Consider the following 14252-nt stretch of genomic DNA (forward strand, 5'->3'; position numbering starts at 1 on the left):
AGCCAGCAATTTCAAAGATGACCCAGACACCTGCTCGTTTCTCAAAGACCGCGCCACTCATGATGATGAAGGGAATGTGCGATATGTAGCCATCCAAGCATTAGCCAGCAATTTCAAAGATGACCCGGACACGCACTCGTTTCTCAAAGACCGCGCCACTGCTGATAATTCTGGAAATGTGCGAAGTGCAGCCATCCAAGCATTAACCAGTAATTTCCCAGATGACCCGGACACGCGCTCGTTTCTCAAAGACCGCGCCACTGCTGATAATCATGAGTATGGGCGAGGTGCAGCCATCCAAGCATTAGCCAAACACTTCAGAAATCAATCTGAGTTGTTTGAAATTTACTACAACTGCGCTGTCAATGAACCCTTTGAGCGTAAAAAAGACTATGAAACCAACCCTCGACGGGTTGTACTGGAGATAATTATCAAGCAATTTCCTCAACATCCCCAAACTTTACCACTGTTGCGCGACAAAGCAGAGAATGACCCAGATGAAGAAGTGCGAAAGTTTGCTCAAGAGAAGTTGGCAGAATTAGAGAAGTAAAAAAGTTTCAACTAGGACAATTAATTGCTCCTTGAGGGAAATGACCTTGTAAAGCTTGTAAAATATTTTGAGATGCCTCTAGAGCAATGTCGCGTCGTAAATCATCCACCGCCGATCCTAAATGGGGAGTAAAAAAGGTTTGGTCTTGTTTCTCTAATAGAGATGGAGGAATTTGCGAGGGGCGATCGCTACGGGCCCAATCTTCTAGTTCAAAGACATCGGCTGCATAACCTGCTAAATGTCCAGAGGCTAAAGCATCACTAACCGCAATTTCATCAACTACTGAGCCGCGACACGGATTAATTAAGAAACTCCCTGGTTTCATCCGTGCTAAAGATGTCTTATTGATCAAATGAAAGGTTTCTGGTTGCAGAGGAACCATTAGCACGACAAAATCACTGGTTGCCAATAGCGTATTTAGAGAAACCTCTGACAAACACCAAGCTGCTGCTTTTTCCTTGGATAAAGGTATCGCATCGGTGTAAATCAAGTTCATTTCAAAACTGGAAAGCCTTTGAGCCAGGGCTTGCCCTAGACTGCCCATACCAACAATTCCTAGTGTCCGATTTGCTAATCCCATACCGTATAGATGCGATCGCCAACCTGCAAAGTTGCCTTGACGAATCAAGCGATCGCCTGGTAGCATCTGACGGGCTAACCCGATAATCAATCCAATAGTCAACTCAGCCGTTGGCACAGCTAATAAGCTAGGGACGATGGTAAACCAAACACCTTGACGGGTACAGGCATCAACATCAAAATTATCGTAACCCTTCAATGCTCCGGCAATTATCTTCAGTTTTGGACAAGCTTTCAGAAACGCCCCATCGATTTTATCTGGCATAAAAACCATCAAAGCTTCAGCATTCTGTGCCAACTTGAGAATTTCTTCACGCGGTAAAGTCTCTCTGGTTGGATTTGCAACTACTTCACAATACTCACTTAAATTTCTAATAATTTCCGGGTGAACCCAGTGGGTAATTACAACTTTGGGTTTCATCAGCAACCTCCTACACTAAACGTTTCCTGAGATATAGCGGTTCCCATTCAGATGCAGTACAACGTTACATCACGAGGTGTAGGGGCACGGCAATGCCGTGCCCCTACGGGTGAACCTCACGTAAACGATAATTGCTATAACTACTATCAACCAAAATTACCATCAGCAAAATTACTAGCAGCACTGCTGAAACTTCCCGATAATTGATCAGGCGAAGTGTGCCAATTAGCTCAAACCCAATGCCACCAGCCCCTACCGCTCCCATCACCGTGGAGGCACGAAAATTATATTCCCATCGATAAAGGGTCAGATCGATCATTTGCGGTAACACCTGCGGCAAAATCCCGTCGTAGATCACTTGCACCTTGTTGGCTCCCGCCCCTCGTGCTGCTTCTAGTGGTGCTTCGTTAACCAGTTGGATGTATTCTGCAAAGAAGTACAAGTCAGCGCTTTATATTTGTTGCCTGACTTTGCCTTTCATATTAAAATTTTGGAGTAATGCTTCATGGTTAATGCAGTCAAATGTTCAATTCGGATATTTAAAGATTCGCCCCTGTATGTCTGATTTTTTATCACCCTACAAAATTTATCCTCTTCTATTTTCAACCCTTTTTTGCGCTGGGCTGTACTTAGGATAGGTTGGGGCGGGCGATCGCTTAGGTGCGATCGCATCACTAGTTAACTATCTGTTAACTATCTACTGGATGCAGAGAGTTGGCTCGTATGTCATCCTATGATTAGGAGAGTTAATTTAGTGATGTCTTTGATTTTAGTATTGAAAGGCTTTTTCCTTTTAGTATTTACAGACTTCTCAGAGAAATTAAAATCTCTACACAGTGATGATTTTGGAGAGAATCGATGTCAATTTATGTAGGTAACCTCTCTTATGATGTTACACAAGAGGATTTAAGCGGTATTTTTGCAGAATACGGTACTGTAAAGCGAGTTCAAGTACCTACCGACCGTGAAACAGGTCGTCCGCGAGGCTTTGCTTTTGTGGAAATGGGAACTGATGCTGAAGAAGCAGCTGCCATTGAAGCTCTCGACGGTGCTGAGTGGATGGGTCGTGACCTGAAAGTAAATAAGGCTAAACCCAAGGAAGATAGAGGCGATAGAGGTTCCTTTGGTGGTAACAGAGGAGGATACGGTGGCGGCGGCGGCGGCGGACGCAACCGCTACTAACCTTGGAAACAAAAAAAATTTACCTAGAGTCTTAAGGTCAGACAAGGAGTCTGTCTTTTTTTTGTAATGTTACCGAAGCAGTGCTGAGTGACCGTCCTTATTTCAATCCCCTAGATTTATCTATTGGGCTACTCAGCACTCCTGAATGCCTCCATAGCCATTGTTGAAGTCAACTTAGTAGGAGAGATAATGACCCAAGTAATTGTAGGTGACAATGAACATATTGAGTCAGCCTTACGACGATTTAAGCGAGAAGTTTCCAAGGCTGGAATTTTTCCAGACATGAGAAAGCATCGTCATTTTGAAACGCCCTTAGAAAAACGCAAGCGCAAAGAAGTTGCCAAGCATAGGCAGAGTAAGAGAAGTTTTCGTAATTAAGGACTGATTTTAGATATAAAGAAAAACCCTCATAAAAGCTATGAGGGTTTTCCTTTTGCCTATTTTAAAATCAGGAAACCTAAAGAAACGCTAAAATCAAGTCAGCCTTTGTATTGTAGCGGTTGTGTCCCACATCACTCAGAGGGCGGTTCACTGCATCAATCCTGATTGTCAACGTCCTTATCCTCAGCCTTGGGGAAACAAATTTTGCAACAGCTGTGGCGCACCGCTAGAGCTGTTAGACCGCTATGTTCCACTTCAGCCATTGGGATCGGGAGGATTTGCTCAAATTTATACGGTTTGGGATGAAAAAACTCAAACCGAGAAAGTACTGAAAGTGTTGGTGGAAGATTCGCCAAAGGCACTGGAATTATTTACCCAAGAGGCGGCGGTTTTATCTAGCTTGCAGCATTCTGGTGTCCCTACAGTCGATGGCGATGGATATTTTCACGTCAACCTGTTTAATCCCAAAGCGCACCAACTGCCTTGTCTGGTAATGGAAAAAATCAATGGGCGGACTTTGGAGGAGATATTAAAAAAGTTTCCCCAAGGTTGTCCAGAGAATTTGGTTTTAAACTGGTTTGCCCAAGCTCTACAGATTTTACAGGAATTACATAAACGTCAGATTATTCACCGGGATATCAAACCTTCTAATTTAATGCTGGGTACATCTTTACCATCTGTAACGCCACCTCAAGGGCAGACAGAGGGCGATCGCCTAGTACTAATTGATTTTGGCGGGGCAAAACAATTTAGCCCCTCTAAGTTGCGTTCTCAGTCTAGTTCCACCCGCTTATTTTCTTCTGGCTACAGTCCACCAGAACAAGTGATTGGAAGTATTGTCGGGCCAAGTGCCGATTTTTATGCCCTTGGTCGAACGGTGATTGAACTACTAACAGGCAAATACCCGCTAGAGTTGGAAGATCAGCAAACAGGGAAATTGCGCTGGCGAACTGCGGTGAAGGTCAACCCGCAACTAGCAGATTTGCTGGATGAGATGGTGCAGGAGGATGTGCGATCGCGTCCAGCAAATGCAGCTATAATTCAAAAACGTTTGGCGAAGATTTCTCAACCATTACCGCCACCAGGATTATTTGCCCAACTGCGAGACCAGATTAAGCAAGTCTCAACGCAAGCTTCCCAGAGATTTACACTGCTAACACAAGCTATTGAACAAGCTTTAGCTAACTTTAGCCAAGCTGTCATTAAAACCGTTATTTTCATCGCTCAGACAATCATCAAAATTATTCAAGCTTGTTTGGCGACGATTTGGGCGATGATCCTGAGTAGTATCGGCGCTTGTTTTGGTGCGATCGCTGGTTTTATTTTGGCCTATCACACCAGCTTCGGGCGGCGGGTTGTGGAATTTATTTTCAGTCAGCTAAACCAATTAGTGCCAAATACTCAACCCGTCTTCGGGGCAGATATTTTGATATTCATTGCAGCAGGCTGGGGAACCGCATGGGGACTGACAGTATCCGGGTGTTTTGGTCAACGACGGCGGTTTTTAGTAGCATCCCTGATGGGCGTGATTAGCTATGGTTTCGGCTGGTTGATTTTGCAATTAATCACACCAAAAGATAGTGGCGAGGGCTTAGTGGCAGTGATTTTAGTGGCAGCTTGCCTACTCACCTTGAGCTTAGGGCTTCGCAGCCATCATATAGTGTACGCTGTGTTCGCTGCCTTTGGTAGTGCGATCGCCTATGCAATTTTGATTCTTTTGAAGTTAGCACCTCCGATCATCCAATTTACTAGTCAGCCAGGTTGGTCAGAGTTATACAAGCCTCTGATTTTTTTTGGTTCTGTGGGCTTCTTTATCAGCTTCTGGTTAGGAGTGAGTTATTACTTAATTGTCCCTGGATTGCGCCTTTTGGGATGGCGATGAAGAAGGTAGGGAGCGGGGAGCAGGGAGCAGGGGGAGATGAGGTAAATAAGTAATGAGTAATGAGTAATAAGTAATGAGTAAAACTTATTACTTATTAGTTACAAGAAAAGCCGTCGTAGAACGACGGGGCTTTAAACCCAATTTTTCGGTAATTATTGATTCTCCCCCATGCCCCATGCCCAATGCCCAATACCTAAAAACAAGATCCCCCTAGTCGTATTTTTCATCGAGCTAGGGGGATCACATATATGGTAGTCTATAATTGGTTCGGTATAGTTCCTAACAACTCGATTCTATAGCCTATATTTTAGTTTGAGTAGTCTTACCATTAGAATTTATAGTATTTTTACAGCTTCTTAATCAATGCTTCATCCCTGTTGTTCCTGAGAGAAGCAGTATATGTAAGTATGACAGTATGCGATGTGCGTAAATTGTCATTTTTGTAAATATCAGTAAAAAATATGAAACTTCAGATTGCTGCTACCATAGCCCTTTTAGCTTGTTTCGGGTTTGCAGACCAAGCCTTTGCATTAAATCAGCTAGACTTCGATCAGTTGAAGACAACAAGTGCGTGTCCCCGGTGTAATTTGAGTGGTGCTGACCTAAGTAAACTGAATCTAACTGGAGCAAATTTACGAGGGGCTGATTTGAGTGGCGCTACATTATCTCAAGCTAATCTCACGAACGCCGATTTCACAGGTGCAAATTTAGAACGTGCGGTTTTAAATTCGGCGAATCTCACTGGTGCCTCCTTTACAGGAACAAATTTGAAATCAGCATCCCTGGAAAATGCCGATCTGTCTTATGCCGGTTTCATCAGCGCCAATTTAGAAGCAGCAAACTTCAAAGATGCCAAATTACAGTTTACTAATTTTCGGGGGGCTAACTTCCGACTAACAACTCTGGCTAATGGTGTTGTCACCCCTGATATGCTTTATAACTGGTCGTCAGAGCGTCAAAAGACCAGAGAATGTAACCAGTTCAAATCCGAAAATACTCCAGGCACAACCTGTTATTCAAAATAAACTGGGGGATTGGGCATCGGGCATCGGGCATCGGGCATCGGTTATTAACTCATCTCCCTCATCTCCCTCATCTCCCTCATCTTCCCCTGCCCCTTGCCCCCTGCCCCCTGCCCCCTCCCTGCCCCCTGCCCCCTGCTTGTTCTTAACGATCCTTGTATAGCAAAAGCATTTTGTTTGTTAACAGTTCTTTATCATGGGAAAAAAGCCTATAGATTAATTGAATTGATGCTTACCCGTATTAAAGACTTAGCAGCAAAACTAGCGCCCCGCTTAATTGAAATTCGCCGCCACATCCACTCTCACCCAGAACTGAGCGGTCAAGAGTACCAAACAGCAGCCTTTGTCGCTGGTGTTTTGTCTTCCAGTGGTCTGCACGTACAAGAAGGAGTTGGCAAAACGGGCGTTATTGGAGAACTCCAAGGCACTAGCCAAAATGACCGTTTATTAGCAATTCGTACCGATATGGATGCCTTGCCAATTCAAGAAGGCACCAATTTGGAATACGCCTCTCGCGCAGATGGTGTTATGCACGCTTGCGGTCATGACGTACACACCACAGTGGGGTTAGGAACCGCAATGCTGCTGTCCCAACTGGCAGAGGAATTGGGCGGGAAAGTGCGGTTTTTATTTCAGCCAGCCGAAGAAATTGCTCAAGGGGCAAGCTGGATGGTGAAAGATGGGGCGATGAAAAATGTCTCAGCTTTATTAGGGGTTCATGTTTTCCCTTCTATACCCGCAGGCTCTATTGGTGTGCGTTACGGGGCATTGACAGCCGCAGCTGATGATTTAGAAATTCTGATTATGGGAGAATCTGGGCACGGGGCGCGTCCCCATGAGGCTATTGATGCAATTTGGATTGCTTGCCAAGTCATTACGACATTGCAACAAGCCATCAGTCGGACGCAAAATCCCTTACGCCCGGTAGTATTGAGTATAGGGAAGATTAATGGTGGGAGAGCGCCGAATATAATTGCAGATAAAGTGCAGTTATTGGGAACCGTGCGATCGCTCCATCCCGAAACCCGCGCCCATCTCCCAAACTGGATTGAAAACATTGTATCTAATGTTTGCCATACCTACGGAGCAAACTGTCAAGTCAATTATCGCCAGGGTGTACCCAGCGTCCAAAATGATTATGCCTTGACGCAATTGTTACAGTCAGCCGCCGAAGAAGCTTGGAGTAGCGATCGCGTTCAAGTCTTACCCGAACCCTCCCTTGGTGCTGAAGATTTTTCGATGTATTTGGAACACGCCCCCGGTTCGATGTTTCGCTTGGGTGTAGGCTACAAAGAAAGAATCATTAATCACCCATTACACCATCCCCAATTTGAAGTTGATGAATCTGCAATTATCACCGGGGTTGTAACTATGGCATATACCGCTTATAAATACTGTCAGCAAAATTTATAAACAAAAACTCCCAGCGCTTATGTGCTGGGAGTTTTATTTAACTAACCTTTTTTAGCGGATATAGAAAGCCCGAAAGCATCCTATACATTCGATTCAGTAACAACACCCAATTTTTCTTGAATTCGAGTCTTAGCAGCTTTGAATTCAGTAGCAAGTTGTTCACTTTGCTCAGTGCTTAAGTTGTTGCGAATGGCAGCAAACATTGTGGTTTCTTCTTGACGAATATGATCGCCGAGAGCTTCCAATAGCTGTTTGACTTTCTCTTTGAATAGGGGTGAAGATGGGCTGAGAGCCTTAATTTCTTCTAAGGCCAGCTTTGCATGAGCTTGTTCATCAAACAATTCTTGAGTGTTATCTTGACCGTAGAAAGGACGTACTCTTGGGTAGACTACTTCTTCTTCAGCTTCAGAATGGGCTGTTAAATCCTTGTAAATTTGACCGAAGTACTCTTGGATCTTCTGGGGATCATTGCTTTGTAGCAGTTGAGTAAACAGGGTATTTACCTTGCCATGATCGAGGCGGATGACATCTTGGATATTTAGATCCTTTTTGTCACTAGCTTGGGTAACAGCGCTACCTACCACACCACTGACTGCGGCCACAGCATCCTGGACTCGCGCCCAAATACCTTGATCTGCATCTTGTCCAGTGAGTTCGCGGACGCCCAGAATCTCCAAAATACCTTTGAGTTGCTCTTGGTGAGCGCGGTTTTCAAAGTTAATTGTATTCAAAGGTGCGATCGCTAGCAACACATCAGCACCAACTTTTTGAGCAGCCTTGTGAACTATCAAGCCACTCATTACTAGTTGATGTTTGAGTAATTCATGCTGAGATACTTTTTCATAGAGGCTTAATTCAGAACCTTTGAACAATTCGCTAGCTTTTTCAATGAATTGTGTAACAGTTTTTTTGGGTTCAGCCTGAATTCCATACTGACCAATTACAGTTTCCAGAACGCCAAGATTTTTTTCGTCATCTTTGATGAAATTCCGAATGCGATCGGCAATCTCAGCATCAAGTCCTTGGCTCAAAAGCAATTGCTCATTTTCTATGACCAGCTGTTGCAGTGCTTTAATGCTTGCCAATTTTACAGCAATAGCATTGCGCTTCGTATCATCTAAAGTAGCTACCATCTGTGTTCTCCTTGGCAAAGTGTTCATAATTATTACTTGCTATAACCTTGACACAGAGGTTAGGGAGATTCCATCTTTCTTTTGAGCGATCGCTCTCACAACTATGGGTAGAGAAACATCAAGTTTAGTGTTGTAAAATAAAAATATGAATCGGAGCGATCGCTTAAATTTATTCTGAATACTGCTCTATATCTCTGGGATGATGATTAGAGGATGTTTGAAAAGTGGTTGGCTGTTATTTTAATCGAATTATTACCCCCCTTAATCCCCCCTTATAAAGGTGGGAAACAAGAAAATCCCTAACCCTCCCCTTTATAAGGGGAGGGTTAGGGTGGGGTAAAAAAATATTTGATACTGACAAGAGGACTTTTCAAACACCCTCTTACAGCAGTTTTCATGTATTTCAACCACATCTATCGTAAGGGCACAGCATTGCTGTGCCCCCACCGCCTGGTCTATTTATCTGAAAATAGCTGTAATGTTAAAAAATTACTTATTCTTCAAGAGGACAAAATCATAACCAGTTCCAGAAGGCTCAATTTTAACTAGCAAAGCTTCTGCTTCGGTTTTGCGCTCACCTGAAGGCAAAAACTTAATCAGTCCCGTAGCTCCAGAAGTTGAAAAATTAGGATTAGACAGTACCTTTTGCAAGCCTTCGCGGGTGTTGTCTTGTTTCAAGCCAGTGATAATTACTTGAAGTGCATCATAAGCTCCTGCTGTTCTCTGATTTACCGGTGCGTTCCAAAGTTCAAAGGCTTTATTCGCAAATTCTTTATTAGCATCACGGTGCCAATACACAGGTAGTACCATTCCTTCGATATCCTTTCCATTTTGTAAAGTTTTTGGACTGTACATAATTTCGGAACCAAAGAGTAGTTTTCTGCTTCCAACCTCTTGTCCGACTTTGGTGGCAAAAGGTATGTTATCAACTGAAGGTATTAGTAAAAAACCACTGGCATTTTCTTCTATGGCTTTATTCACAAAAGCTTTATAGTCGAAATTATTTTTGCCTGACAAATAGCAAGGTGTACTAAGAATCTTACTTCCATAGGATTCCAGAGCTTCAGTGTACTGTTTTACAAGTTTCGGATTAAGTGAGGGAATTGGATTATTTGTTGACCTAGGAAAATCGCCACAAATAGCAATATTTTTTACTTGTTCAGCAATGTATTTAGCATGAGTTTTTACTAAGTTATCATAAGGCGGATTTACATGAAATAAGTAATTATTTTTGGAAGGATCACGCTGACTATTTACTGAACTTTGAGTTTGACCTGGAAGTTCGACAGGAAACACTAACACCAAACCTTTGTCATTATAAATTCTGGGATTAAGACTAACACCGACTACGGCTACAAGACTATTGTCTTGAACTAATTCATCATCTAGCTGTGCAGAATATTTTTGATCCTCAACACTTGCAACCGCAATTTGCAATTTTTTACCATTAATTCCGCCTTGATTATTAACTTCATCTTGAGCTTGAGCTATACCACGTAAAAATTCTTGTGTTACGCCAATATTAAAGTTAGTTGGTGCGATAACAGCAACTGTTAGAACTTCGGACTTAGCTTTGGCAATTTTAGCATTATTCAAATAAATTAAAGTTTCCGCCTGATTGGGATTTTTTTTCAGAGATGCAGTAAATTTTTCTACCGCACTGGGAAAATCTTTATCAGCAAAAGCTTTAACTCCATCTTTTTTTTCAGAGGATGTTTCTACTTTCACCAAAATACTTGTACCCAAACTAATGAACGTAGAAGGCTTATCTGTCAGTGAAACTGAAGGAGATGGAGATATTCCGTTACCTGGGTTGTTGTCTGGATTAGGAGAAGAAAGCTTGGTAATTAACCACCAAATAGGTGCTACCATTACTCCAGCCAGCCCCAAAGAAATAAGCAGCTTCAAGTTTTCGTTTTTGTTTGTCATAAATAATTCCTTAATTATACAAAGTTGCTCAAAACTTAAGATGTAGCTGAAAATTAACCTAGACTAAAGATTTAAAAATATTTAGAAAGAAGTTTGTTTATTATTTCCGATATACCCACAATAATAACTGTTAATAAACCTGCAAGAAAAACTAGCAACCCTACAACTAAAAGTCCATTTATACCAGATTGTAGAATATTGGTTAGCCGATTTTGGAAAGTCAAAACACTGAGTAAATTTGCTATGATAGCGATCGCAATTAAATAAATTTTTTCCCCCAGCGACCGAGATTGAATAAAGACTATCCCCCCTAAAATTAGCAACCACAATCCATAACTAATCCAACTAGATCCTAAAAAACTGATCAGTGCGATCGCTAAAAATGAACTACCTGATCCAGCAATTATTGCTCCCGAGAAGAATTTACGATTAGACAATCGTGGTAGATATCCAGTTGTTTTATGTTGAATTTGTGATACATAAGGAGGTGAAATGACTGTAGGAGGTAATGTCTGCCTTAGTGGTAGTAAATTATTTAAGTCTCGTAATACAGCCTGTGCAGACTGATAACGCTGTTCATGATTTTCTTGGAGTAACTTATCCAGAATCAACTCTAATTCATGACTTATGGGTTGTATCAAATACTGTCGCCAACTAGAAGTCCAACCATAGCCGAAATTCGAGGGATAAATATTTGTTAGCAGATGAAAGCAAGTTACGCCTAAACTGTACAGATCACTAGAAGGAAAAACTTTGCCCAATCGCATCTGCTCAATTGGTGCATAACCTAATGAACCAATAATTGTTCCAAGTGCAGTATTTGAAGTTTCCGCTTTTTGTTTTGAAACTCCAAAATCAATTACTACTAACCTATTATCACTCTGACGGCGAATAATATTTTCTGGTTTAATATCTCGGTGAATTATTTGCTGTTGATGTATGGCTACCAGCACAGATAATAAATCATTTAAAAAATATCGAATCTTCGCTTCATCAAAAGCCCCATATTGTTTTAACTCCTGCAACAGATTTTGCCCTTGGATAAACTGCTGCACTAAATACAAATATTCACCTTCCTTAAAATATGCATACAAATTGGGAATTTGCAAATGTTCCCCTAGTTCTTGTAAACGTTTAGCCTCTCGTTCAAACAACTCAGTTGCTTTTTGATGTGCATCAGTACCATGACTGCCATAGAATTGACTGAGAACCAGTTGCTTAACAACACATTGTTCATTTAGCTTGTCTATATCCTCTGCTACATAAGTGCGTGCAAACCCTCCTCTACCTAATGGTGCGATTATGCGGTAACGATTTCTGAGTAGCAATACCAATGGTGTCCCGCAGCTGAGACAGTAATTTGTCCCCTCAGGATTTTGAGAATTCTCACAATTGGGATTTAGGCAGCAGATCATAATAATTATTTTATTGCTGTCAGTTTATTAATTTTTAAAATATACCTTAAATTCAGTAGAAACTCTGCACTGCAACGTTTCTACATAGACACTTGTTGTAATTGGTGCCAAATCTTCGCATATCCAACCAACAAAGAAGTAATAGCTAAGTTTTTAGGTGGGGTCTAAATACGTTCTGTTACAGAATAACCAATTTATTACAAACTTTCATACTAGGGACACCGCAATTACCACACTTCTCGCTATTGTGGGCTTGACAAACCTCACCGCAATTGTGACGATTACGCTAGAATTATTAAAGGTTCTTTACAGAGTTTTGCTAATCATACCTAATTCTGTTAAGAAAGCCTAGTATTCAAATGTAAATCTTAAAACCCCCTCTAGAGTTCACCAAAAGCTTCTATGACGCTCCCAATTCGCAACGTCGCAATTATCGCCCACGTTGACCACGGCAAAACCACCCTGGTTGACGCACTCCTCAAACAATCCGGCATTTTCCGCGAAGGCGAAGACGTTCCGGATTGCGTTATGGACTCCAACGCCCTAGAACGGGAACGGGGTATTACTATCCTGTCCAAAAATACAGCCGTTCACTACAAAGAAACACTAATTAATATTGTTGATACTCCTGGACACGCTGACTTTGGTGGCGAAGTGGAACGTGTACTCGGCATGGTTGACGGATGTCTTCTGATTGTCGATGCCAATGAAGGTCCTATGCCCCAAACCCGCTTTGTGCTGAAAAAAGCTTTGGAAAAAGGGCTGCGCCCCATCGTTATCATCAACAAAATCGATCGTGGACAAACTGACCCCCACGTTGCTGTTGATAAAGTTTTGGATCTGTTCTTGGAATTAGGGGCAGATGAAGACCAGTGTGATTTTACCTATTTGTTTGCCTCCGGTATGGCAGGTTTCGCCAAAGAAAGCTTGGAAGCAGAATCGGTAGATATGCAACCCCTGTTTAACGCGATTCTGCAACACGTTCCATCACCAGTGGGCGACAGCACTAAGCCTCTGCAATTACAAGTCACAACCCTAGATTATTCTGAATATCTGGGACGGATTGTGATTGGCAGAATTCACAACGGTACGATCCGCTCAGGACAACAAGCAGCTTTAATTACAGAAGATGGCACCATTGTCAAGGGTAAAATTACCAAGTTGATGGGCTTTGAAGGACTAAAGCGCATAGACATGGAAGAAGCAACCGCAGGTTATATTGTGGCGGTGGCTGGTTTTGCTGATGCTTATATTGGGGAAACGATTACTGACCCCAATGATCCGCAAGCTTTACCACTAATTAAAGTGGATGAACCAACCTTGCAAATGGCCTTCTGGGTGAATGATTCGCCCTTTGCAGGTCAAGAAGGCAAGTTGGTGACATCAAGACAAATACGCGATCGCCTATTCCGCGAACTCGAAACCAACGTGGCTTTGCGTGTCGAAGAAACCGATTCTCCCGATAAATTCCTCGTTTCCGGTCGTGGAGAACTCCACTTAGGTATCTTAATTGAAACCATGCGTCGGGAAGGCTTCGAGTTTCAGGTATCTCAGCCACAGGTAATTTACCGTGAAATCAACGGTCAACCTTGCGAACCTTACGAACTCTTGGTGTTAGACATTCCTGCTGATGGTGTGGGTAGCTGTATTGAACGCCTGGGACAACGCAAAGGCGAAATGCAAGATATGCAACCAGGTAGTGGCGATCGCACCCAACTAGAGTTTGTGATTCCCGCCCGTGGTTTGATTGGTTTCCGGGGTGAATTCATGCGGATGACTCGTGGTGAAGGCATCATGAACCACAGTTTCTTAGATTACCGTCAACTGAGTGGTGACATTGAAGCCCGTAACAAAGGCGTTTTAATCTCCTTTGAAGAAGGCGTTTCTACCTTCTACGCCATGAGAAATGCCGAAGATAGAGGAGCATTCTTTATTACTCCCGGTACAAAGGTTTACAGAGGTATGATCGTGGGAGAACACACTCGTTCTCAAGATTTGGAACTAAATATCTGTAAGACCAAGCAATTAACCAACCACCGGGCTGCTGGTGGGGATGAATTGGTGCAACTGCAAGCACCGATAGACATGAGCCTAGAGCGTGCTTTGGAATACATCGCTGCCGATGAATTGGTGGAAGTTACACCGCAATCAATTCGCCTGCGGAAGATGTCGAAGAAGTTGGCAAAACGGTAAGTAAAGCAATAACTTAATTGATTTAAAAAGCCCGCAGATGCGGGCTTTTTGTTTTGTTATTTAGGGGTACAGCCGGGATACGTGCAAAATGGGACACGTTGTAAAGTTATGTAAACAATAGCTCTACAACCCTTGCCAGAACTACCTTCATA

The 14252-nt window shown here is 42.6% G+C and carries 12 protein-coding genes; 7 read left to right on the plus strand and 5 right to left on the minus strand.

What is annotated here, in order from left to right; all coding sequences use genetic code 11:
• A partial coding sequence (locus V7K50_RS01015) for a HEAT repeat domain-containing protein (RefSeq protein ID WP_334956404.1) occupies positions 1–550 on the plus strand: 550 nt, incomplete at its 5' end.
• A gap of 7 nt (positions 551–557) precedes the next feature.
• Here the strand turns inward: V7K50_RS01015 and V7K50_RS01020 are convergent.
• On the minus strand, positions 558–1550 hold the full coding sequence (locus tag V7K50_RS01020) for a phosphonate dehydrogenase (protein ID WP_334956406.1): 993 nt from the start codon (positions 1548–1550) through the stop codon (positions 558–560).
• Between the two features lie 103 nt (positions 1551–1653).
• Positions 1654–1992: an ABC transporter permease subunit gene (locus V7K50_RS01025; protein WP_442944531.1), complete on the minus strand. Its 339-nt coding sequence runs from the start codon at positions 1990–1992 to the stop codon at positions 1654–1656.
• Between the two features lie 416 nt (positions 1993–2408).
• Here V7K50_RS01025 and V7K50_RS01030 point away from each other — a divergent pair, with 416 nt between their 5' ends.
• The 5 genes from V7K50_RS01030 (at position 2409) to V7K50_RS01050 (ending at position 7430) form a co-directional block, all read left to right on the plus strand.
• Positions 2409–2732 carry an RNA recognition motif domain-containing protein gene (locus tag V7K50_RS01030; protein WP_334956408.1) on the plus strand — a complete coding sequence of 108 codons (324 nt, stop codon included), beginning with the start codon at positions 2409–2411 and terminating at the stop codon, positions 2730–2732.
• A 189-nt stretch (positions 2733–2921) separates the two neighbouring features.
• On the plus strand, positions 2922–3110 hold the full coding sequence (gene rpsU / locus V7K50_RS01035; protein ID WP_012407716.1) for a 30S ribosomal protein S21: 189 nt from the start codon (positions 2922–2924) through the stop codon (positions 3108–3110).
• A gap of 124 nt (positions 3111–3234) precedes the next feature.
• Positions 3235–4995, plus strand: coding sequence for a serine/threonine protein kinase (locus tag V7K50_RS01040; protein ID WP_334956410.1), 1761 nt, complete (start codon positions 3235–3237; stop codon positions 4993–4995).
• 461 nt (positions 4996–5456) lie between these two features.
• Positions 5457–6020: a pentapeptide repeat-containing protein gene (locus V7K50_RS01045; RefSeq protein ID WP_334956411.1), complete on the plus strand. Its 564-nt coding sequence runs from the start codon at positions 5457–5459 to the stop codon at positions 6018–6020.
• 225 nt (positions 6021–6245) lie between these two features.
• Positions 6246–7430: a M20 family metallopeptidase gene (locus V7K50_RS01050; RefSeq protein WP_334956413.1), complete on the plus strand. Its 1185-nt coding sequence runs from the start codon at positions 6246–6248 to the stop codon at positions 7428–7430.
• Positions 7431–7510: 80 nt separating this feature from the next.
• Here the strand turns inward: V7K50_RS01050 and V7K50_RS01055 are convergent, their stop codons facing one another.
• From V7K50_RS01055 to V7K50_RS01065, 3 genes are all read right to left on the minus strand, one after another.
• On the minus strand, positions 7511–8563 hold the full coding sequence (locus V7K50_RS01055; RefSeq protein ID WP_334956415.1) for a hemerythrin domain-containing protein: 1053 nt from the start codon (positions 8561–8563) through the stop codon (positions 7511–7513).
• A gap of 489 nt (positions 8564–9052) precedes the next feature.
• On the minus strand, positions 9053–10492 hold the full coding sequence (locus V7K50_RS01060) for an ABC transporter substrate-binding protein (protein ID WP_334956417.1): 1440 nt from the start codon (positions 10490–10492) through the stop codon (positions 9053–9055).
• A gap of 71 nt (positions 10493–10563) precedes the next feature.
• On the minus strand, positions 10564–11907 hold the full coding sequence (locus tag V7K50_RS01065; RefSeq protein ID WP_334956419.1) for a serine/threonine-protein kinase: 1344 nt from the start codon (positions 11905–11907) through the stop codon (positions 10564–10566).
• A 402-nt stretch (positions 11908–12309) separates the two neighbouring features.
• Here V7K50_RS01065 and typA point away from each other — a divergent pair, with 402 nt between their 5' ends.
• A complete protein-coding gene (gene typA / locus V7K50_RS01070) occupies positions 12310–14100 on the plus strand; it encodes a translational GTPase TypA (RefSeq protein WP_334956421.1) in 1791 nt (596 codons plus the stop codon).
• The last annotated feature ends 152 nt before the right edge of the window (positions 14101–14252 follow it).

It is taken from the genome of Nostoc sp. (assembly GCF_036917135.1).
GTDB lineage: Bacteria > Cyanobacteriota > Cyanobacteriia > Cyanobacteriales > Nostocaceae > Nostoc.